Below are 22374 nucleotides of genomic sequence, written 5' to 3'. Positions count from 1 at the left end.
CGAAGTCATAACTGGCAGATAGAATCATTCATTTGAAAAATAATTTTTTGCCTCTGATACGTCTTGATGCATTTGCTTCACTAAAGCATCCACCGACGGAAAACGCTCTTCAGATCGCAATTTATGTAAAAACTCGATTCGCAAATAGTTACCATAGATATCGCGAGAGAAATTAAACAGATACAATTCTAATAACATCCGGGTTCCTCCAAAAGTAGGACGTACTCCTAAACTGGCGACCCCTTGAAAGACTTTCTCCTCTAAATAAGCCCGGATTACAAAAATACCTGTCAATGGCACTTTGACTCTATGCAAATCAATATTAGCTGTCGGAAACCCTAATACACGTCCGCGTTTTTCCCCAGCAATGACTTTACCACAAAGCCAATAAGGATGACCCAACAAATTCCGTGCCAAATCCATATTTCCCTTTTCCAACGCATGACGTATTCGAGTGCTGCTAATTCGTTGTTCTTCATAAAGAACGGACGCCATTTCTATGGCTTCAAAACCATAATGTTTCCCTAATTTTTTAAGTAGCTGATAATCGCCCGCGCGTTTAACACCAAATCGACAGTCGTCTCCCACAACAAGGGCTTCCACTTCTAGTTGATCCACCAAAATTTCTTTAACAAAGTTTTCAGGGGGTAGATTTGCTAAGACTTGATTAAAGCGAAAGCATACAAGGAAATTGATTTCCCATTCTTGAAATGCCATCCATTTTTCCCGAAATCGCATCAATCGCGAATCCGATTGGATTTTCGCAAAAAATTCTTTAGGTTGAGGTTCAAAAATAATAACTGCCGTGGGTAAATTTAATTTCTGTCCTAAGGATTTTAATTTTGTAAGAAGTGATTGATGACCCAAATGCATCCCATCAAAATTTCCTAGTGTGACAACGCAACCACCTATTTTTTTTTAAAAGCGTATTTACCACGTATTAATTCCATGATGTTAATCAATCACAACCGGAGATCGTAGATCAGAAAGTTTTAGTCCTAAAATCCACAACGTCACTAAATAAGTAAAAAATCCTAACAAAATAACAATTAGCAAATGCCAAATCCGTTCTTCCACAGACCAAACCAACCATCGCCCAATATTCCCAGAAAACCAAACAATGACAAAACCCATTACAAAATTAGCCACTACTAATCGGAAAATTAATTTTGACCAGTTTGGAGCGGGTCTATAAATCGAACGCCGCAATAAAAAATATAAAAGAAGGCCTGCATTAAAAGCAGAGGCTAACGAGGTGGCTAAAGCCAGCCCCGCATGGGCAAGAGGATGGATAAGTAATACGTTTAAAATAAGATTAGCACCCATCGCAGTTGCCGCAATTTTTACAGGAGTTTTTATATTCTGGCGGGAATAAAAAGCAGATGCCAAAATTTTAACGAGCATGAATCCCGGCAAACCTATCGAAAATACCCACAGACTTTTTCGAGTCATAAGAACATCGTGTGCCGTAAAAGCACCGTGGTAAATCAATGTCGCTAACAAAGGGCCAGCTAAAATAAATAAAGCTACAGCAGCAGGAATACCAATTAATATTGCCATTCTCAAAGCCCAATCGAGCGTAGCGGAATAAGCGTTTGCAGACTGTGAACTATGATGGCGTGACAAATTGGGCAGCACTACAGTCGCTAAGGCAACGCCAATAACCCCCAGGGGCAAATACGTTAATCGATCGGAATAATACAACCACGAAATACTCCCAGCGGCTAAAAAGGAGGCGAAAAAATTATCGATTAATAAACTAATTTGAGCGACAGAAACACCAAACAATGCCGGTACCATCAATTTTAGAACCCGAATTACTCCGGGATCACACCACCGCCATTTAGGGATAGGAAGAAATCCTAAACGATATAAAAAAGGGAGTTGGGTAGCTAATTGTAAAAGACCCCCGATTAGTACCCCCAAGCTAAAACGTAAATGGGGGTTGAGACATGAGGCGCCCACAACCATGCTACCGCAATCATGGCAATGTTTAATAACACAGGAGTAAATGCCGGTACGGCAAATCGGTTGAACGTATTTAATGTAGCTCCGGAAAAGGCAGTTAAAGCAATTAATAATAAATAGGGAGAGGTAATTCGCAACATGTGGGTAGCGTAAGTCAGGCGAACAGGATCGCGCACGAATCCCGGCACGAATACCATAATCACCAAGGGAGCAATAATTTCAGCAAGTACCACAATGACCAGCAAAGCCATACCTAAACTTCCAGCAATTGCATTGATAAATTGATGGACTTCTTTCTGCGAGCGATAGGTTCGATATTCCGCCAATACCGGCACAAAAGCCTGAGCAAAAGCCCCTTCACCAAATAATCGGCGCATGAAATTAGGGATTTTGAATGCAACTACAAAGGCATCAAACGCAGGTCCAGCGCCAAAAATCACAGCAAGCACCACATCTCGCGCAAATCCCACCAAACGGGAAATGAGTGTCATATTAGAAACAATCAATGTGGATTTGAATAACTTACGGCTCATAGAGCACTTCTGTTATTGAGAGCAAGGTGGTAAGGATATCGCAGGCTTATTCTATTGACAAACGCCGCGCAAAACGGCATATTGTTGTGCTCAGATAAAAGATTTTGGAAAGATATTCCCGTGGCTAACACTCCCCAAGCAAAAAAGCGTACGCGACAAAATCAGAAGCGACAACTACACAATGCAAGTCAACGTTCGGCCGTTCGAACGGTCGTGAAAAAAACATTAAAAAGCCTCCAAGCCAATGATCATTCTGCTGCACAAAGTGCTTTCCAACAGGCTGTCCAATTACTTGATAAGGCCGCGGGCAAACGCATTATCCATCCAAATAAAGCAGCTCGCTTGAAAAGCCGATTAAACCAAAAATTAAAAGCGTTAAAATACTAAATTAGAATGATCTAAAATAAGAAAGATTAGGTTTAAGCCTCCACCTCGCCCCGATTTTTCTTTTCAATAAATTCCATCAAATCGTAGCATAGCTTCTGAGTCCCTTCGTGTTTGAGTGCTGAAATTTTATAGACTGGTCCATCCCAATTAAGTTCCTTAATAACTGCGTTGCAACACGGCTCAATCTCCTCTGGAGGCAATAAATCCGTTTTGTTAAATATTAACCACCTTGGTTTTTCTAAAAGCTGTCTGCTAAATCCTTTAAGTTCATCTGCAATTGCTTTCACAGCTTGAACCACGGAATCCAGTCCCTTTACCGGATCTGTATCGACGATATGTAATAGAATTTGAGTTCGTTCGAGATGCCTTAAAAATTGGATACCCAGTCCTGCTCCCGCGGTGGCCCCTTCAATAATACCGGGTATGTCCGCAATGACAAAGCTTTGATATTCTCCAATCCACACTACCCCGAGATGAGGGTAAAGAGTGGTGAACGGATAGTCGGCAATTTTGGGGGTAGCCTTTGAAACCGCGCGGATGAAGCTGGATTTTCCTGCGTTAGGCAAGCCTAATAAACCCACGTCAGCTAATAATTTCAATTCTAATTTTAATTGGCGTTTTTCACCCTCTTCGCCGGAAGTTGTTTTCCGCGAGGTTCGATTCGTGCTGCTCTTAAAATGAGCATTCCCTAAACCATACCGTCCTCCTTGAGCCACACAGAGCTTCTGGCCTTCCTGCATTAAATCGCCAATCAGTTCTTCCGTTTCTTTGTCATAAACCCTAGTCCCTAAGGGGACAAACACTACCAAGTCTTCCCCCTTTTTTCCACTACGAAGCTTGCCCATGCCCGGTTGGCCATTTTGTGCTCGTAATAATGGTTGATACCAAAATTCTACTAAGGTATTAACAGATTTATCGGCAATAAAATAAACGCTCCCACCCTGTCCACCATCACCACCATCAGGCCCCCCTCGGGGAATAAACTTCTCTCGACGAAAACTTAAGCAGCCGTATCCACCATTTCCGCCTTTTACCTGCACGAATACTTCATCTACAAATTTTATGATTGCAATTACCCTCATCACCAATTCTCGTGGAGTAGAGAATAAAAATGTAATGCTAGCAATAGAAGCGCTATTTAGTAAATTAAATAAAGAATACTATTGCTTCCATCTTGAAGAGACATCTTAAAGACTGGCAAGTGAGGTATCTTGAAAAGACTAAACCTCTTCCATAGTTTCGATAGAAACGTAATTACGTTGCTTGATTCCTTTACGCGTAAATTGAACCTTTCCATCAACTAAGGCATACAAAGTATGATCTCGACCCATACCCACATTTTCTCCCGGGTGATAATGGGTGCCCCGCTGCCGAATAACGATATTGCCAGCCACTACTCGTTCGCCTCCAAAACGTTTTACACCCAACATCTTTGGATTAGAGTCACGACCGTTTCGTGTGCTACCACCCGCTTTCTTATGAGCCATTCTCTAATTCCTCTTTTTTCTTTTCTCCAAGACTGATATAATACTTGATACCAGTAAATTTTACTGTAGTAAAATCTTGTCGATGTCCCATACGTTTCATATGATGCTTACGCCGTTTAAATTTGATGATATTAATTTTAGAAACTCGGCCCTGATGGACAATTTCCGATGTTACTTGGGCGCCTTTTACTTGAGGAGATCCAATGTGTAGCTCATTGCCTTCCCCGATTAGCAATATATCGTCAAACTTCACAGAAGTACCAATATCTTGAGCTAATTTCTCTATTTTTAATGTTTGACCTTCGGTAACCCAATATTGTTTACCACCGGTTTTAATGATTGCATACATTGCAAATCCCCATCGAACAATGAAGAGAATGCATTTTACGGAATCTTTCAGTCCCTGACAAGCCATAAATACAATGCCAATGCCCCAATAGTTCTGGATAAGATTCTGGGCTTGACACAACTGCCACCACCCTCCTAACATAGAATGACATGAAAGCCATTGAAATCATTTCAGATATATCTCCTTCTCTGGAATCTCTTCGATTTCCCATAAAAAAGGATCTGGAGGCTGTCGACGCTCTTATTCTTAACAAGCTTTCCTCTCATATACCCCTGATACAAACGATTACCCATCATATTATTCGAAGTGGAGGGAAACGTTTGCGACCGTTGGTCGTGCTCCTATCTGCTCGAGCCTGTGATTACGATCAAAACACCGAGCATCACGAATTAGCAACCGTCATTGAATTCATTCATACTGCTACTCTGCTGCATGATGATGTCATCGATAAATCTAATCAACGTCACGGCCAACAAACCGCTAATGCAAGGTGGGGAAATTCCGCGAGTGTATTGGTAGGGGACTTTCTCTATTCCCGTGCTTTCCAGATTTTGGCCAAACGCAACAATATTCCCGTCATGAAAGTATTGGCTAATACGGCCAACGAAATTGCGGAAGGAGAAGTCTGGCAGCTTATGAATCAAAACGACCCTAACATTGAAGAGTCTACTTATTATGAAGTGATTCGCTGCAAAACAGCCCAATTGTTTTCCGCCGCCGCCGAAATTGGCGCAATTATTGGAACGAAAAATGAGCCCCTACGAAAGGCCATGGCTTCCTTCGGCTTACATGTGGGAATGGCCTATCAAATTATTGATGACCTTCTCGACTACAGCGAGGATTCTTCTAAGTTAGATAAAAATATCGGCGATGATTTAGCAGAAGGAAAAGCGACACTACCATTAATTTATGCCAAACAAAAAGCTAATCTTCGAGAAGTCGAGCTTATTCGTGAAGCTATTAAAATAGGAGGCTTGAAGAATCTATCCTCCATTATGCAAATTATCTCTGATACTAAAGCTCGAGAATATACCCGACAATGCGCTGTCCAAGAGATTGAAAAAGCACAAATCCAATTACAAAAATTACCCCCTTCTCCTTTTCGCTACAGTTTGGAAGAGTTAGCAAAATTCGTCGTAAGCCGCCAATATTAACAATTTGCGATACGGCTACTCACCCAGTAAACTCTCTGCGAAAGACAAGTTTTCTTACACTTCATCCCTAAAATTTCTAAAAGATAAAATTAGGCGAGCTTAGTTTAGGTGAAACGGAAAAGGGTGTCCAACGAATTGCGGGGTGTAGCTCAGCTTGGTAGAGCACTGCCTTCGGGAGGCAGACGCCGGAGGTTCGAATCCTCTCACCCCGATTAAATCGGGTCTTTGGGTAGGATTCAAAACGTCTCTAGCGAGAATTGTTTTGCGATAAAAGAGCAATCTCGCCGATTACTTTTATTTCAACCTCAAAAAAATGACTTTTTAACATAATTTCTAATCCTACTCTATCATCTTGCCAATTATGAAAAATATCTTTTTGTTATAAACGGTAAGTAATTTAGCCAACCAATTGGATTTCTGATCTTGGCTATTCTTGTTTAAGTCTTCAAGTTGAGTAATTAGGTTTGCAACTTGGCAATCGATAAATTTCTATGAAATAACTGGCGCCCCAATCCAAGCGCCACCTAGATAATGGTCGTTATAGCTGCAGAACAAAAAATTTACTAAATTTAAAAAAATTGAGAAATTTAACTTACACTCAACTGTATATGAAGGATATTCTACAAATAGTCAGATGTTTTGTATCTTTGAAGTGCTGCGAACTTTTCTTTTGCTGATAATTCAGTAACCATACAAATCAACAAGTCTGTGTGCTTATTCAAGACTAAACGGGCATAAAACACCATTTAGGGGGGTTGTAATTGCATAGAGGGGGTCCATATGCCACTTGCAAATCTACAGACAGACACTAAGGTTGTCAAATTTTCTATGAAATTAGCAAGATATGAAATTAGCAAGAATTGTTACGTGGTTTGTCAAACGAAAAGCTCTCTTCCTTTACAAAGAGAGATTGTTATATCTTCGGATTCCCCCTAAAATATTGTACTTTTAATGGCACACCTGTATCCAGCGGCGGAGAATGCAAACACTAAAATCGACAAAAAAGAAAATCTACAGCCACAACCTTAGAATTCTAAGGTATTAGTTTTTATATTTTTTTTGATGATTCCTCAGAAGATTCACCCTTTAAATTTTCTAAAAATTTCCCCAAAGGTCTATCAGGAATAATCTTATTATCGAAACTCATCCATTTTAAATTTTTCAATGCCTGTTTCGTGCGATAACCTCGAGAAAAATAACCATTAAATATCTTTAAAGATTCATAACAAGGTTTTCCATTGGATTCATTTCCAATACCACTCTTCCGTTAACTATGAAAAGCCTTACCAGGATCAGATTGTTGATTGAATATTTTATTATATTCGCTCAAAAATTGACTGATCAAATTAGCTTCTTGTAGATCCGAGACAATAACACGTTTAGCATCGTCATCAACCTTAATAGTAAATTTTATTTAATTTACTCATAACCTCTAAGGCTAAGTAATGATGTAATAAAGATATCGAGTATACCCCATTCCAGAACATATAACCATCAGCACGATAAATACCCCTTCATTTTTAAAAAGTTCAATAGAACAATCGTTATTTTCCTGACTAAATCTATTAACCCCTTCTTTTGATAGGAAATTGAAATATTCAACTACTTCTATTCCCTTTTTTCGTTGTTACTCAGTTCGTTCTTTTTGGTAACGAGTTGTTTTAGCCAAATCAGCGATATTAAACAATATAAAATTCTTATATCCCAATTTTGTTAATTTTTTCAGGCTTTTTATTCTAGATTTTACAGCATTTTCTGTTGCCATCATCGTAGGTTCTTTATTAACAATAAGAAGATCGTTAGACTCCGACCATTTAAAAATCAAAGTCTCACTTTTAATTTCCTCCGTAACACCTTTTTCCTCTGCTAAGAATGTATTTCGTTGTGCTTTAAGCTTGGTAACAGTACCTTGGACTGCTAAGGCTTCAATTTCTGCTTTCGCGTCCTTCCAAGAAACTTTTTTGATAGATCGAATAGGATTTTTAACAATGTAATATAACCCCAGCTTCGTAAACTTCGCATTAGCGAATAGTGCGCAGCTGTTGTTCCACCAGTAGTATAATTTACAGACCTGCCCCTTCCTGAAAAGTGAATATTGATTTCTTGGTGAGCTATTCGATAATGATTGAATTGCTCAAATTCTCTTTTAGCCACATTATCGAGGCCGAACGAATCATAATAGTCAGCTATTGCTAAGTAAGTCTGTGCCAAAAACAGAAAAAATAAAAAAGATGCTTGTGATCCATTCTTCCTTAATCTGTCATACTATCGTCCAATCCTATCAATCGGGATATTTTAATTTACATTTTTTCGATTTATCCTAAAAAAGGAAACACTCATATTTTTCTTTCTATAAATAAAAAATTTCTATCAAATTAATAATGCGATAAAAATGTTTTTATAAAAAATTAAAGTTAAATTAATTAAAATTTATTTTTTAGAATTGGATAATTTTTTCAAATCTAATCCGGGTAAAGAAAAACAAAATTATTCTAAAGAATTCTTAAAAATCGCTTCTAATTTGCATTTAGTTTTTTCGAGGTTTAATAAAACATTGCTATAAACTATTAAAGGATTAACTCTATGAAAATGACTTTCATAAAATTAATTGTTGTTGGTGGCTTGTTGAGCTTCTTAATTCTGGGCTTGTCGGTTTTTGATCGTCGTACGGTAGACGCAACCGGTGCTACGCTAGGTGGCACAACGGGCGCTCTGTTGTGGGTGGAGTTGCGAGGAGCCACCGTAGGTAGCACAACCGTTACTCAATAGTAAGCATCTATTACTCAATAGTAAGCATCTATTAGTCAGCCTTAAAAATAATCAGCCTTAAAAAGTTTGATAGTTTAGCTACCAACCGCTTTTTTGACCTTTTCCACAAACACCAGGACTTTTAATTTGTTTTTGTAATTCCCCTAGGCAGTTCCGCTTTACAACGTAACCCAGGCGGGATATTACTGGCACTACCCACAAAAACAACGCGTTGTCCACGTCGATTCACACAAGTAAATCTTCTACTCCCAGCTCTTCCTGGCGAAATTGTTTTTATCTTTTTGCTTAATCACTTGGTCAGGCCTATTTTTTATTCGCGGGCCGGGTCCTTTTGGTCCATTGCCAGGCAGTTGAGCAAATACCACACTAGTTGCAAAAATCACCAAAATAACAAATTTATTGAAAAGAGATCCCATAATGCCTCCTAACAGATAAAGAGACTTTTACGCTAAACCTCTTAAAAGACGAAGGCCAAGTCATGATTTCAGTCCGCCCTCAGTCGGCCAACAAATTGATCTGGAAAATAATGACTTAATTTTTTAGTTTTTAAATTGAATTCATACAAGCTTTTGTCACGTAAGCCGCTAAAATAAAGCCTGTCATTTATTATCGCTGCGCCGGCTGGCGCCCATGTGATAGAGAATTAAGATCCTGGACTAATTTTTCTTCTTAGGCATATCCCCCCAGGTACTGATATACAAATTCCCACATCATCATAGTTTTTAGCTCCTGGCATTTTCTCCAATAAGATTTATGGCTTTATTAACTGATCATTTATTAATTCATAACGGACTAGCTTATTATAAAAATTATTTTTATGGCGATAGGTATAGTATAAATAGATAAACTCAATAGTTTTCTTTAAAATTGGGACGAATAGCAATCCTCAGTACTCCCCACCGCTACCTCATTAATTCGGGCGATGATTTTTGCTTCCGTTCTTTTTTGATTTAAGCCGATTAGGCGGACGGTACCCTTCCTTTCTGTAACTAAAAGCCACCCATCCGGCAAGAACCCCATGCCCCAGGGTACTTCGAGGCCGGTAGCTAGACTAGTATCGATACTTGAGTTTGATTGGGTGGATTCTCCCTGTTTAAGGGACACCACCAACCGAACACCATAGCAATACCCGCAAAGACAACTAAAATAATTATTAGAATTTTTGACCTTTTTATAATTCCATTATAGAAGTATTCTCCAAAATCGTAAGCCCAGAACTTCGTCAAAACTCCTGAGATCTTAATTTTATCCGGGAACGCCTGCTAAAAATTCGTTATACTAAGTATCCTAAAAATAAATGTATCCTAAAAATAAATAGAAGATCTCACTTAGAAATGAAAAAAACAACCTTACTTATTATTGAAGACGAAGGGGCCATTCGGGACATGATTCGCTTTTCTCTTCCTACGGAATTCCGGTTAATCGATGCCGAAGATGTAACAAAAGCCAAAAAACAGCTCACAAATCAACTGCCTGATCTTATTCTACTCGATTGGATGTTACCCGGAAAAAATGGTATCGAATTTATCGAATGGATTAAAAAACAAGCTGATTTTCAAGATATTCCTATAATTATGCTCACTGCTAAAGCTGAAGAAGAAAACAAAGTTAAAGGATTGATGACGGGCGCTGATGATTATATTACAAAACCCTTTTCTCCTGATGAATTAACAGCAAGAATAAAAACAGTTCTACGTCGAGGACCTTTACTTTCTCTATCCCACGAAATCAAACATCAAAATATCGTCATCAATACCGCTAAGCACCAAATTACCAGCAATAAAGAGCTTCTGGTCCTTTCACCTATCGAATATAAAATGCTTTATTTTTTTATGAAGCATCCCAATAAAACATATACTCGGGACCAGCTTATCACTTATATTTGGGGTGGAAATGTTTATTTAGATGATCGCACAGTCGATGTTCATATTCGTCGTCTTCGAAATAAACTAAAAAAACATGATTGCCATCATCTGATTAAAACAATTAGAGGAACTGGATATCAGTTTACAACTAATGACGCAGAAAAGTAATAAATTAAATTTAAAAACTTTACCTAAGGCAGTAAGAGAACACATCAATCAATTAGAACGAATCCGGCGTGATTTTGTCGCCAATGTCTCCCATGAACTCCGAACACCCTTAACCGTTATTCGGGGTTATTTGGAAACTTTACTTAAGAAAAAAAACCTAGAAATTAAACGCTATCAAAAAATTCTCAGTCAAATGTATCAATATAGCGCCCGGATGGAGGCGATCATTGATGATCTCTTGTTACTCTCCCGTCTCGAAAGCGATGACCATCCCCCCGAAGAAAAGGTTAACGTCTCCGTCTCTGAAATTCTAAAAATACTTTGCGCCGATGCCAAAAGAATCAGCGGAGAAAAGCAACATAGAATTAAACTCAAAACAGATACCAATTTATACATCAGTGGATCAGAAGAAGAACTAAAAAGTCTGTTTTCAAATATCATCATTAACGCAGTGAAATATACGTCGGCAAAAGGCAGTATACACGTAAAATGGTATTCAGACGATGGTCATGCTGTATTTAGCGTGTCTGATACTGGCATCGGAATTGCTACAGAACATATTCCACGCATCACCGAACGATTTTATCGCGTAGACAAAGCGCGCTCCCGCGAGAGCGGCGGAACGGGTCTCGGGTTAGCCATTGTCAAACATGTGCTCATGCGCCATCAAGGTGATTTGCATATTGAAAGTGAGCTAGGCAAAGGAAGTACGTTCACTTGCCGCTTTCCTCACCAGAAAAGAACGATTCCCTCGGCAGAAAAAAGTGGATCCCAATCCCCTCTGAACACGAAGTTGTCATCAAATCGTCATAATCAACTGCTATGGTTCTTGTTAGAATCACAACATGAGGGCAACATGAGGGCATGAATGAATATTGACAAGGCTAAGAGCCTAGCACTGGAATTAGATGAACAAAAATTTAACCGTCTTCATTGGCGGATGGTCGTCACTGCAGGGATGGGATTTTTTACAGATGCTTACGATTTGTTTGTCATCGGAGTCGCTACTGCTTTACTAATGCCTTTATGGCACCTCACCGCTAATCAAATTGCTTTACTTAATGGTGCTTCCTTAGCTTCAGCAGCTTTCGGCGCTGTAATTTTTGGCTGGTTCGCTGACAAATGGGGACGTAAGAAAATGTATGGCGTCGAAGTATTTATTTTATTTGTCGGCGCATTACTTTCTGCTTTCTCGTCTTCTTTTACCTGGCTTTTAATCTCACGAATTTTAGTCGGTATTGGAATCGGTGGAGATTATCCCACTAGTGCTGTAGTAGCAAGCGAATATGCTAATCGAAAAAACCGGGGCTTTTTAGTGCTGCTCGTTTTTGCCATGCAAGCTATCGGGTTAATTGTAGGGCCACTTTTCGCCTCTCTACTAATGATTTACCATATTCCTCATCCCTACATCTGGCGTATCTTACTGGCTTTTGGTGCACTCCCGGCGGCCTCTGTATTTTATTTACGAAGAAAAATAGCAGAAACTCCCCGATTTTTGCTTAGCAAGCAAATTCCTCTAGAAGTAAGTCGAATTGTTAGTGATTTAGCAGGCCATACAAACGAAATTAGGGTTACCGCTGCTGTTCCTATACCCGAAAAATTATTTTCCTCCAAATGGCTCAAATGCCTACTTGGAACAGCTGGCGCCTGGTTTCTATTGGACATAGCCCTCTATGGAAATGGCGTATCCTCTGTTCTCATCATGAATGCCATTAGTCCACATGCATCGCTTTTAAAGCACACTTTGTTATCAGCACTCATTTTTTTGTGTTTCGCCGTTCCGGGATATTTTTTCGCAGCCACCTACGTGGATAAAATTGGGCGAAAATCCTTACAAATAATGGGTTTTGCGATCATGGCCTTGTGTTATTTGCTAATCGCAGGTATTCCCAATATCCGACAAATTTTGCCTCTATTTATTGGACTATTTGGCATCAGCTTCTTTTTCATTAACTTCGGTCCTAATGCGACTACATTTTTAATTCCTTCAGAAATATACCCCATCCATATACGTGCCAGAGCTCATGGTCTCTCTGCTGCTATTGGCAAGACTGGTGCTTTTATTGGCGCTTTCTTTTTACCCCTAATTTTAAAAAGCATAGGATTACCCTTCACCATGATTTTTGTGGCTATTGCTTCTTTGCTTGGTATTTTTGCTAGCTTTTTAGTACCTGAAATGAAAGGGATTTCCCTAGAAGCAAGATTTGCCCAAAATGCTTCTCGTGATCAATAAAGATTCTTTGCTTGGATCAATTCCAGAGTTTCTGCAGGCAATTCACCCAAGTCACACCATAAAGCCAAACTAAAAATTATTGCACTGAAAAATGCAATTACTCCAAAATCTCACCCGAATGTAAACTATTTTTACTACCAAACGAGCCATAATAGGAAATAAAAGAGTAATTCCGATAAATATATAAAAAACCCCACCAAAATTGGCGATACTGCCAATTAAATTGCGTTTAAAAATTGCGTTTAAAAAGTAAATATAAGTCAAGCCAGATATAGCCTATTAAAATAGTAACCACCATTTTCGAAACAACTTCCCAGTCTGACCAATAAAAAATTAAATTACAAACATAAAAAGCGAAAAAACTGGGTGTTTTAGGCATTAGAAGGCGAAATGGGCGAGCCTGGCTGAGGCAGAGTTTTTCGCAAAACGATTAATGATAAGGATCATACTGCATAAGTAAATACTAGTAGATACTAATAGAGATACTAAAAAAACCCATCATATTTTGCCATGTAGGAAACGGCAAAAATAAAAAGAGTCCAATGATAAAATTGACTATAATCATTCGATGATGAACACTAAAAGCGATTTAATTTCATTAAAAATTAGAGTAAATAGTCATTTTGACCTAAAGTATAACTCATTCGTCCTATGGACGCTGTGTAAATTAACGCTGTTTTAAATGGAGAAACAGTAGCATCCAAATAAAGCAATTTGGGGAAGCCACACCATACCTAAAGCACCATACCTAAAGCAACGGCAATTCTGGCAAAAGGACCCGCGTCACCTTGAAAAGGTAAAGCAGATTATCCTTCTTGGTGGAAAGAATTAGGATTTAAAGGCCCAATAAAAGCAATTTGCAATAGCGTATATAAAATAATACAAATAATTAGAGCACCAATAATAGCTCATGGAATTGTAATAGCTTATGGAATTGAGCGCTGCGGATTTTTTGCTTCTCCAGCGAGTTGGATAACAGGACTGTAGCCAATGAATGAAAAAATAACACCGGCCATTGGCAAATCGGTTAAAATTCCTTTTATCCCCCCGGAGCAAAACCGGTAGCCACAAAATTCTGAATATAAAAAATCGGAGAGCAATAAAATTAGCGCAGTAAGAATTGGAACAGCTAATTTAGCGGCTACAATAAATGCATTCGCTCGGGTTAAGTAACTCACGCTAGTAGTTTATGACACTTAATATCAACAATAAGACGGTTGCCGCCACATCCCTAATCCCGGCAAGGTCAAAACTGCTTTCCCTTCCCCCGAGCGCATCAACCAAAGTAAATAATTACTGGCATAATGCAATAATGCGAGCGCTTCAATTGGAAGCTACCGCGATTGAAGAAACCCAAGCTACTCAAGCCATTCCAAAGCTGACAAGCGGTCCGTGACTAAGTTGCAAATAACGCACTGTTCTACCAGTAATCCCCAAATGTTAGCGCAATGAGCATCATCAAACCGGCCCCCCAATTACCCATTCGAGAATTGCAGAAGAGCCGGACAAACGTGCCACGAAATAAGGACCAAATAACCAACCTGAGCCCACCATCCCACCTACATCCGTAAATAGTAAGGCACCTACAGTACGTTTCATTATCACTATTCTCTAACTCGAAAATTTTTTGAATTAGGTATTAAGTTATGTGAATGAAGATAACCTTACTGCCGAAGGCAGTAAGGTTACGGGGTCATCATAAGATAAAAATAGAGTGAGATAATTATTAACTATGACTTTAATTGACTCAAATTAGAGGAAATTTGTCAAGAAAAATCAACCATTTCCATATATCATTTCCATATATTTCGATATAAAGCAACGTGGCGCCCATCACTGCCGCTAGCATTACAAAGAAATTAACAACAGAAATCATCGTGGCCAACATAACAGTAGTACCAAAACTTAAATTTATCGAGCATTTTTGATTGCATTGATAATACATTTCTCGAAACAATACGTGATGACTATCCCATTGGGTAGTCCATATATTGCATGGTCATCATTCAAAAATTTAATAAAAACCATAATAGCGCTACAATAACTTACATTAACGGAATAAAAAATAAAATTAATACCAAAATATGGCTCGAGGAAAAATATAGCTCGAGGAAGATAATAAAAGATAAACTGAACTTGTCGTTTAAAGGTTATCGGAATGTCTTTTAAAATGGACTCACCACTGCTTGGCGGATCTTTTCCCGTTTCTATTTTTTCTGTTAGAAAACCATTAAAAGAAGCGCTAATAATATTCGTAACCAGGGTAAAAGTATAAACCACAACAATAAAAAATGAGATAGCAAATAAAATCCAGAGCAGCCAATTTAACCATCGTAGCCATTGCGATAATAAATTTTCAATCCAATGCGTGAATACAGAAAAAATGAATTCCTAAACATAAAAAAGCAAATAAGAAGCAAATAAGAGAAGGTTAATTAAAAGAGATAAGAATAAATCGTCGAACTCCTCGGCGATTCAACATTAAGGAGCATCGCGAGGTCGTGGACATTGAACAGGTAGCCACCCGGCGAGCATTGATGTGTTTTCCAAGCCATCAATTTACGACTAGTCGATGAACTAAAAATAAGCGACGATTACCTGTTAACAGCGAACTAAATGTGCGATCTCTACGAAAAATTTGCTATAGAATAAAAATCCTCTACTAGGCAAGCGACTTGCGCACACTCTTAGCCCAGAGGCTTATTACCAGTTCTTCCTTAAGATCTCCCCCCTAATGTCCCCCAAACACCATTAACACGTCTTTTCCCCTCCCACGTAGGGAAGAGAGCCGATTAGACGTCAACAAATGTGGGGAGTGTGAGCGATTAGCAAAATTGGTGTAGAATAGCAAAATGGTGTAAAATATAGAATCATGCATTATAACCATCATCACTCTCACAGTTCACCTGCCACTCACCAGATCTTAATCCTGGTGATCTTTCTTACAGTGAGTTTTGCTCTAGTTGAAGCAGTTAGCGGTTATTTTGCTAATTCTTTAGCTCTCTTAGGTGATGCTGCCCATATGGCTTCTGATGCTGTTGCATTAGGAATTGCGGCCTTTGCTTCCTGGGTTGGCTTGCGGCCTCCTTCTCCCCGTCATAGCTATGGTTTCGGTCGAGCAGAAGTAATCACGGCTTGGGTTTCCAGCATACTAATGTTTATTATTTCCCTAGCAGTTATTATTGAAGCTATCAAACGTATTCACCATCCTTTATCGGTCCAAAGTTTTCCTGTAATGATTATTGCCACGACCGGAATTCTCCTCAATCTTTTAGTTGTTAAGCTTTTGTTGGGCAGCGAAAAATCGTTAAATATTCGAGCTGCTTTATTGCATGTGATCAGTGATCTTATTGGCACAGGAGCTGCACTCATTTCAGGTATCGTTATTTTCTTTGCTCATTGGACCTTAATCGATCCCGCCCTCTCTATTTTCATTGGTGTTTTAATAATGATTTCCAGCGCTCGGCTATTGCGCGAATCTATGACGGTTCTTATGGAAGGCGTTCCTCACCATTTAAACATTCGTCAAGTGTCGCAAACTATTGGTCGATTTGATGGCGTAAAATCGGTACACGACATTCACATTTGGACACTTTCCTCTGGAATGACAGCGCTTTCCGCTCACGTTAATATTAAAAACTTGACAGCTTGGGATGATCTTTTGCTAGGTTTAAAGGCCGTTTTAAAACAAAAATATCACATTAATCATGTTACCCTACAACCGGAAGTAGATATCGAAGATTGTAACCCTTGTTACAAACTCTAGATTTCTCTTAAAAAAGAGAATAGTTAAAATGACAAACAAACCTATTATTAACTGACAAGCTCTGTTAAAATTAACTAACAATAGGGTCTCAACTTGCTAGAGAACTGCTTAAAATGTTTGCCATGGAATTGCCACAATTTCGTCATGCTATCGATGAAGTACATAATAAAAGTGATTGGAAAGAAATGAAAAAAGTCCAGGTACATAAATTTCACGGTTCTTGCTGTTTATACGGCCTTGCCTGATTTAAAAAATTTGTCCCAGCAACTGGAAGATGGAAGAATCTTTAAAGTTAGACAATCGTAATTCTCTGCAAGTAACTTTGAATCAGTTAAATTCTGAAATTGATCGGGTTCTCCATGCCATTCAAGAAGACATTTATGACAACAACTACTAGTGAAAAAAAGAATATCAATCCTCAAGAAGTCGTCAAATTCTCTGAAATGGCTGAGGAATGGTGGAATCCAGAAGGCCACATGAAGCCTCTGCATTTAATTAACCCTATACGAGTACAATATATTCAACAGCATGTAGTTTTAAATGATAAACAAATCCTTGATGTAGGCTGCGGAGGAGGACTGTTAAGCGAAGCTTTGGCCAAACACGGTTCCCAAGTTACCGCCATTGATATGAGTGATGCTTTAATAAGCATCGCTAAGGATCATGCCCAGCAACAGAAATTAAATATCGATTACCAATGTCAAGACGTAGAAATTTTAGCAAACACCACCGAACGTTTTGATATTGTAACCTGCATGGAATTACTGGAGCATATTCCTGATCCTGCGCGGATGGTAAAAACCTGTACGCTGCTTACGAAGCCCGGCGGTAAACTTTTCTTCTCAACCATTAACCGCAATCTTAAAGCTTATCTTTTTACCATTGTTGGCGCAGAATATCTTTTAAATTGGTTACCCAAAGGCACCCACGACTATGCTCAATTCATTCGCCCTTCGGAATTAATTCGATGGACGGAGAGTGTTCAATTGCATTTAGTGGACATGAGCGGCTTCAATTACCATCCTTTTAAAAAGGAATTTGATTTAAGCGCGGATGTGTCAGTCAATTATCTCACCTGCTTTTCAAAATATGTTTAGAAAATCACTATCGGCTATTTTTTTTGATCTGGATGGAACTCTGTTAGATACAGCACCTGATTTGGCGGATGCTTTAAACCAATTGCTAATTAAATATGGTGAGGAGTCCCCTCTTGCTTTAGAAATCATTCGTCCCACCATAGCGCTAGGAACGACAGGTATTTTAAGTAATGGGTTTCATATCGATGCCACTCATCCTCGTTTTTCAGAACTACGAAAAGAATTTTTAACGACTTATCATCATTGCATGATGAACAAAACCACTTACTTTGATGGGATATCAGAAGTATTGGATTATTTAGACCATCATCACATTACGTGGGGCATTGTCACAAATAAACCCGGCTGGTTAGCGAAACCTTTACTAGATCATTTCCAGCTGGCTCATCGATACTGCTGTCTCGTATCAGGCGATCAATTAACAAAACGCAAACCCGATCCTGAACCTTTACTCTATGCTTGTAAAACTGCAAATGTTCTTCCCCAGAAAGCTTTGTACGTTGGTGATGCTCAAGGAGATGTTCAGGCCGCCAAAGCAGCCGGTATGATGGCGATGGTTGCTCTTTATGGCTACCTTACTGCAGATAGTCAACCCCTATGTTGGGAAGCGGATGCTTTAATTAATTCTCCGCGTCAATTGATTGATTGGATTAAAACGTTATAATTGTCGTTAATGAAATTAACTGAACCATCTCTTCCTCTAAAGAAGAGTCGCTTCTATTGGAGCATTGATTTTATTGATTGCTGCGTTCCGCTGGCATTCTCTGCGGTTATGTATAATACATAAGTGTTTGTTTTAACTGGAGCATTCAAGTTCTCTTGTTAGTGGTCGGTTTAGCTGACTACATCGGTCGAAAACGTTTAATTGACCCTTTAATTTTTATTATTGGTACGACTTTTCCAATATGGCTACTTCAGTTGGCTGGCTGGTAATTAGTCGTATTATTGGGTGTCGGTATAGGAATTTCCTCGTATATTGCGCCATTTATATATTTTGGAAATCTCTCCACCTCATCGTCGAAGAGCTTTAGTTTCACTCAACCAATTAGCCATTACGATCGGTATTTTTCTTTCCTATGTGATGGATTGCTACTTTGTGCTCCTCATTCCGCTTGGCGCTACATGTTCGTAGCCGGAATTATTTCCACTGAATCGCCACCTTTGGAAGTTTATTAATCTATGTAGCAGGATTTGCCATCAGCCTTAGCCCCATTATGTGGTTAATATTATCCGAAATTTTTCTGCTTAGAGTCTGTGGGTTAGGTTCCAGTATTGTACAGGCATCAATTGAGCCTCTAATTAGCTGGGTTATACCCAATTACGTTTTTAATTTTAATTCAATATTTGTCCCCCACAGTGGTATACTTTTTAATCTTTTTTATTATCAGTATCATCGCTTTATTGTCGTTGCTGAAGCAGACGGCTGAATCAGACGGACGCACCTAGTCATAGTTTTAAGCTCGCTGAACAAATTAAGGAAAAACTAATATCGATTATCGAGTTTGTATTTTAGGCCATACCCAAAATGGCGAAACTCCTACTTCCTACTGTCAAGAATCGCCCTTGTTGCTTCCCTCAATTGAGGCTTTAGTAAGGGTAAAGGAAAGACTTACCGAAAAAATGAAACTTACAAAAATGGCGAAGTAATCCCTGTGCCCACACCCAAGCCTAAAGCATTGCTGCATGTGAATGATAGACATTATCTGTGAAGTGTAGCTCTACTTCATGAAATTACGTCAAACTCTTTGTAACAATTTCATAAACATCTGTTGATAATCGTCGAGCTTCTGCAATCCGATTGAGTTCTGCTTTCATTAATCCTTGACGTTTTTCATCCATGATCTGCCAATGGGACAGTGGTTGTAATACTCGTGCAGCCACTTGTGGATTCATTGGATCAATTTTAAGTACGTGATTGGCAATTAAACGATAACCCTCTCCACTCTTATCGTGAAAACAAACGACATTCATACCAAAGGTCACTAATAACGCACACACATTATTAGGGTTTTTGATATCAAAAGCAGGGTGCTGAATTAATTTTTTCACAGTTTCCACAGTTGACGATAATTGCGACGATGCTTGTAATGCCATCCATTTATTAATTATTAGAGGCTGATTCTTCCATTGTTGATAGAATTCATCTAATGCGCGTTGGCGTTCTTCACATTCATGATTGATTAAGGCAAATAAAGCACCTACAATATCTGTCATATTATCGCTATTTTTAAACTGTTTGTAAGCCAATACGTATTGATCTCCTCCATTTTCAGTTAAATAGCCTAAACAACCATTTTTCAAGGCACGTTTACCAACATCTGCCCAACTATATTCGTAGACAGGTAGTTGATGATTTTCATAGGTTGTTGTTAACTCTGATATCAAGGCTGCTGACAATTCTTTTTTTACAAATTGACGAATGGCGTGAAATGCTTCGATATCCATATTTTTCATAAACTGCATTAAATAAGCTTCCGTAGGCAAAAGCAGGAGGGTAGCCTCGTATCCATGATCTTTATGCGGTCCTTGAATAATTTTTCGGAAGCTTTCTATAAATCGATTATCGAGTTTTAGTGGTTTTTGTTGTTGATAATCTGCAACTAAATTGAACATCAACCGCTTCGCAAACACTTGGCCTGCTTCCCAGCGAGCAAAAAGATCACTGTCATATTGAAACAGCCACAAGAGTTCCTCATCACCATAGGGATAATTTAAGTGCACTGGAGCCGAAAAATCCCGTAGAAGCGACAGTACCGGTTTGTGTTTCACATTGATAAATCTAAATATTTCCTCTGGTTTTTTAATCTCTAAAATACGCGTGCCTTGAATAACTTCATCTTCTCCCATTAATTGGGTCGGTATATCTTGGCATTCCGGACCTACAAAACCCAGTGCTAAGGGAATGTGCAACGGTAATTTTTCAGATTGTCCCGGAGTGGGAGGACAGGATTGCTTCACTTTCAAGGTCAGCGTCTCTTCATTTTCGTTATATTCACTCTCTAGATCGAGTACCGGCGTCCCAGCTTGATCGTACCACCGTTTAAATTGATCGAAATTGTTGTCCGAAGCATCTGCCATCGCTTGAATAAAATCTTCAGTGGTTACCGCTTCCCCATCATAACGCCAAAAATAAAGATCCATTGCTTCACGAAAAACTTCAGGCCCTAATAAGGTTTGCACCATACGGATAACTTCTGCGCCCTTATTGTAAACTGTGCTCGTATAAAAATTATTAACTTCAATGTACGAACGAGGGCGAATAGGATGGGCCATTGGACCCGCATCCTCGGCAAACTGCACGTTACGCAAATAATTAACACTTCCGATACGAGCTACACCTTTTGAAGTCACATCCTCAATAAATAATTGATCCCTCAAAACAGTTAATCCCTCTTTTAAAGTAATTTGAAACCAATCACGGCAAGTTACACGATTACCAGACCAATTATGGAAATATTCATGTCCGATCACATTTTCGATACGGATGTAATCTTCGTCAGTAGCCGTTTTTGAGTTAGCTAAAATATTTTTGGTATTAAAAATATTAAGCCCTTTATTTTCCATCGCTCCCATATTGAAATCACTTACTGCAACAATCATATAAATATCAAGATCGTATTCGCGGCCAAACTTTTTTCATCCCACTTCATTGCTTTCTTTAAAGCTTGCAAAGCAAAAGGCCCTTGATCTTTGAATCCTTTTTCTAAATAAAGACGTAATGCTACTTCTCTACCCGATTGAGTGACAAAAGTATCTTCCAATAAATCGAAATTTCCTGCTACTAAGGCAAATAAATAAGAAGGCTTTTTCGAAGGATCTTCCCAATGTACCCACTGTCGATTACCCTCCAACATTTTTGTTTCAATCAAATTTCCATTTGATAATAAAAAAGGATATTTATCTTTATCGGCTGTAATCGTCGTGGTATAACGCGCTAACACGTCTGGACGATCTAGAAAATAAGTAATTCGACGAAATCCATGCGGCTCACATTGAGTGCAAAAATTACCCCGCGATTTATAGAGGCCGCTTAATTGTGTATTTTCTTGCGGTTTAATTATTACTTTGGTCTCTAGAATAAATTCTTCCGGAACATCGGGAATTGTTAAGGAAAAATCATTCATTTCATAATCAATAGACGACAATTCCTGCCCATTAAGTGCTATTCGTTTCAATGTCATCGCTTCGCCATTGAGTATTAATGGCGGTGATATTTTTATTTTTGGATTACGTTGTAAATTTAAAACAGTCTTGATGCTGGTTTCTTCTTCATAAAGATCTATGTGCATATGTACAGTATCAATCAAGAATGAAGGAGAACGATAATATTTAAGATATATAGTTTGTGGTTTTTTATCACTCATTATTAACCTCACATTAACCAGATTGGAATTTTATCTCTGAATAAGCACAGCATATCAATAGTTGAATATTTTAAAATGAATCTCTAGCACTAACCCATTGATTAAACACTACTCACTAAAAGACTGCTAAAAAATGTGATAATCTACTACATTCTAGTTAAATTTCCTAGTTAAATTTCCCTCTTGAGCTTATAAATTTCGATGTTATAATGAGCAGCTTGTGGTTTAATGGAA

Annotated in this window: 21 protein-coding genes, 1 tRNA gene and 3 pseudogenes; 12 read left to right on the top strand and 13 right to left on the bottom strand. The window is 38.7% G+C overall.

Annotation, left to right across the window (positions count from 1 at the left end; all coding sequences use genetic code 11):
* Nucleotides 1-24: 24 nt before the first annotated feature.
* Both ribF and murJ read right to left on the bottom strand, forming a co-directional pair.
* Nucleotides 25-873, bottom strand: coding sequence for a bifunctional riboflavin kinase/FAD synthetase (gene ribF / locus MRH55_RS03790; RefSeq protein WP_304986080.1), 849 nt, complete (start codon nucleotides 871-873; stop codon nucleotides 25-27).
* A gap of 81 nt (nucleotides 874-954) precedes the next feature.
* Nucleotides 955-2501, bottom strand: a pseudogene (murJ, locus tag MRH55_RS03785) (murein biosynthesis integral membrane protein MurJ).
* Nucleotides 2502-2621: 120 nt separating this feature from the next.
* On the opposite strand from murJ, the gene rpsT reads away from it, so the two are divergent.
* Complete coding sequence (rpsT, locus tag MRH55_RS03780) at nucleotides 2622-2888, top strand: 30S ribosomal protein S20 (protein ID WP_304986079.1); 267 nt, start codon at nucleotides 2622-2624, stop codon at nucleotides 2886-2888.
* Nucleotides 2889-2920: 32 nt separating this feature from the next.
* On the opposite strand, the gene cgtA is transcribed toward rpsT, so the two are convergent.
* From cgtA to rplU, 3 genes are all read right to left on the bottom strand, one after another.
* Nucleotides 2921-3952: an Obg family GTPase CgtA gene (cgtA, locus tag MRH55_RS03775; RefSeq protein ID WP_304986115.1), complete on the bottom strand. Its 1032-nt coding sequence runs from the start codon at nucleotides 3950-3952 to the stop codon at nucleotides 2921-2923.
* Between the two features lie 156 nt (nucleotides 3953-4108).
* The gene (gene rpmA / locus MRH55_RS03770) at nucleotides 4109-4375 is read right to left on the bottom strand and encodes a 50S ribosomal protein L27 (protein ID WP_304986078.1); all 267 of its coding nucleotides are present in this window, start codon (nucleotides 4373-4375) and stop codon (nucleotides 4109-4111) included.
* The gene (gene rplU, locus MRH55_RS03765; RefSeq protein ID WP_304986114.1) at nucleotides 4365-4724 is read right to left on the bottom strand and encodes a 50S ribosomal protein L21; all 360 of its coding nucleotides are present in this window, start codon (nucleotides 4722-4724) and stop codon (nucleotides 4365-4367) included. The genes rpmA and rplU overlap by 11 nt, the downstream gene beginning before the upstream one ends.
* Nucleotides 4725-4873: 149 nt before the next feature.
* On the opposite strand from rplU, the gene MRH55_RS03760 reads away from it, so the two are divergent.
* Nucleotides 4874-5878 carry a polyprenyl synthetase family protein gene (locus MRH55_RS03760; RefSeq protein WP_304986077.1) on the top strand — a complete coding sequence of 335 codons (1005 nt, stop codon included), beginning with the start codon at nucleotides 4874-4876 and terminating at the stop codon, nucleotides 5876-5878.
* A 138-nt stretch (nucleotides 5879-6016) separates the two neighbouring features.
* Nucleotides 6017-6090 (top strand) — tRNA-Pro (locus MRH55_RS03755).
* Between the two features lie 1415 nt (nucleotides 6091-7505).
* Here MRH55_RS03755 and MRH55_RS03750 read toward each other — a convergent pair.
* Entirely contained in the window at nucleotides 7506-7703 is a 198-nt protein-coding gene (locus MRH55_RS03750) for an SGNH/GDSL hydrolase family protein (RefSeq protein WP_304986076.1), read from the bottom strand.
* Between the two features lie 758 nt (nucleotides 7704-8461).
* Here MRH55_RS03750 and MRH55_RS03745 point away from each other — a divergent pair.
* Nucleotides 8462-8647 carry a hypothetical protein gene (locus MRH55_RS03745; protein WP_304986075.1) on the top strand — a complete coding sequence of 62 codons (186 nt, stop codon included), beginning with the start codon at nucleotides 8462-8464 and terminating at the stop codon, nucleotides 8645-8647.
* Between the two features lie 861 nt (nucleotides 8648-9508).
* Here MRH55_RS03745 and MRH55_RS03740 read toward each other — a convergent pair.
* Entirely contained in the window at nucleotides 9509-9751 is a 243-nt protein-coding gene (locus MRH55_RS03740; protein WP_304986074.1) for a PQQ-dependent sugar dehydrogenase, read from the bottom strand.
* Nucleotides 9752-9981: 230 nt separating this feature from the next.
* Here MRH55_RS03740 and MRH55_RS03735 point away from each other — a divergent pair, with 230 nt between their 5' ends.
* The 3 genes and pseudogenes from MRH55_RS03735 to MRH55_RS03725 all read left to right on the top strand — a co-directional run bounded on the left by MRH55_RS03735 (nucleotide 9982) and on the right by MRH55_RS03725 (nucleotide 12913).
* Nucleotides 9982-10680 (top strand): response regulator, encoded by a 699-nt coding sequence (locus MRH55_RS03735; RefSeq protein ID WP_304986073.1) that lies wholly within the window; start codon nucleotides 9982-9984, stop codon nucleotides 10678-10680.
* Nucleotides 10664-11410: pseudogene (gene phoR, locus MRH55_RS03730) on the top strand (phosphate regulon sensor histidine kinase PhoR); the annotation flags it as partial. The gene MRH55_RS03735 and the pseudogene phoR, both read left to right, overlap by 17 nt.
* A gap of 138 nt (nucleotides 11411-11548) precedes the next feature.
* Nucleotides 11549-12913 (top strand): MFS transporter, encoded by a 1365-nt coding sequence (locus tag MRH55_RS03725; protein WP_304986072.1) that lies wholly within the window; start codon nucleotides 11549-11551, stop codon nucleotides 12911-12913.
* Nucleotides 12914-13839: 926 nt separating this feature from the next.
* On the opposite strand, the gene MRH55_RS03720 is transcribed toward MRH55_RS03725, so the two are convergent.
* The 4 genes from MRH55_RS03720 to MRH55_RS07705 all read right to left on the bottom strand — a co-directional run bounded on the left by MRH55_RS03720 (nucleotide 13840) and on the right by MRH55_RS07705 (nucleotide 15223).
* Entirely contained in the window at nucleotides 13840-14091 is a 252-nt protein-coding gene (locus MRH55_RS03720; protein WP_304986071.1) for a hypothetical protein, read from the bottom strand.
* Between the two features lie 280 nt (nucleotides 14092-14371).
* Nucleotides 14372-14512: a hypothetical protein gene (locus tag MRH55_RS03715; protein ID WP_304986070.1), complete on the bottom strand. Its 141-nt coding sequence runs from the start codon at nucleotides 14510-14512 to the stop codon at nucleotides 14372-14374.
* Nucleotides 14513-14660: 148 nt separating this feature from the next.
* Nucleotides 14661-14870: a hypothetical protein gene (locus MRH55_RS03710; protein WP_304986069.1), complete on the bottom strand. Its 210-nt coding sequence runs from the start codon at nucleotides 14868-14870 to the stop codon at nucleotides 14661-14663.
* The gene (locus MRH55_RS07705) at nucleotides 14825-15223 is read right to left on the bottom strand and encodes an EI24 domain-containing protein (RefSeq protein ID WP_500784517.1); all 399 of its coding nucleotides are present in this window, start codon (nucleotides 15221-15223) and stop codon (nucleotides 14825-14827) included. The genes MRH55_RS03710 and MRH55_RS07705 overlap by 46 nt, the downstream gene beginning before the upstream one ends.
* A gap of 622 nt (nucleotides 15224-15845) precedes the next feature.
* Between MRH55_RS07705 and MRH55_RS03705 the strand changes: the two genes are divergently transcribed.
* The 5 genes and pseudogenes from MRH55_RS03705 to MRH55_RS08025 all read left to right on the top strand — a co-directional run.
* Nucleotides 15846-16679 (top strand): cation diffusion facilitator family transporter, encoded by an 834-nt coding sequence (locus MRH55_RS03705; RefSeq protein ID WP_304986068.1) that lies wholly within the window; start codon nucleotides 15846-15848, stop codon nucleotides 16677-16679.
* Between the two features lie 122 nt (nucleotides 16680-16801).
* Nucleotides 16802-16924, top strand: a complete 123-nt coding sequence (locus MRH55_RS03700; protein ID WP_304986067.1) for a hypothetical protein — start codon at nucleotides 16802-16804, stop codon at nucleotides 16922-16924.
* Between the two features lie 114 nt (nucleotides 16925-17038).
* Entirely contained in the window at nucleotides 17039-17776 is a 738-nt protein-coding gene (ubiG, locus tag MRH55_RS03695; protein WP_304986066.1) for a bifunctional 2-polyprenyl-6-hydroxyphenol methylase/3-demethylubiquinol 3-O-methyltransferase UbiG, read from the top strand.
* Nucleotides 17769-18440, top strand: a complete 672-nt coding sequence (locus MRH55_RS03690; protein WP_304986065.1) for an HAD family hydrolase — start codon at nucleotides 17769-17771, stop codon at nucleotides 18438-18440. The genes ubiG and MRH55_RS03690 overlap by 8 nt, the downstream gene beginning before the upstream one ends.
* Nucleotides 18441-18607: 167 nt before the next feature.
* A pseudogene (locus MRH55_RS08025) lies at nucleotides 18608-18919 on the top strand (MFS transporter); the annotation flags it as partial.
* A gap of 588 nt (nucleotides 18920-19507) precedes the next feature.
* On the opposite strand, the gene pepN reads toward MRH55_RS08025, so the two are convergent.
* Together pepN and MRH55_RS03680 are read right to left on the bottom strand one after the other, a co-directional pair.
* Nucleotides 19508-21376 carry an aminopeptidase N gene (pepN, locus tag MRH55_RS03685; protein WP_304986064.1) on the bottom strand — a complete coding sequence of 623 codons (1869 nt, stop codon included), beginning with the start codon at nucleotides 21374-21376 and terminating at the stop codon, nucleotides 19508-19510.
* Complete coding sequence (locus tag MRH55_RS03680) at nucleotides 21373-22140, bottom strand: gluzincin family metallopeptidase (RefSeq protein ID WP_304986063.1); 768 nt, start codon at nucleotides 22138-22140, stop codon at nucleotides 21373-21375. The genes pepN and MRH55_RS03680 overlap by 4 nt, the downstream gene beginning before the upstream one ends.
* Nucleotides 22141-22374 lie beyond the last annotated feature (234 nt).

Source organism: Coxiella-like endosymbiont (assembly GCF_030643785.1).
Taxonomy (GTDB): Bacteria; Pseudomonadota; Gammaproteobacteria; order Coxiellales; family Coxiellaceae; genus Coxiella.
Note: the sequence above shows the minus strand (reverse complement) of the source record. Positions and strands in the feature narration are given on the sequence as shown.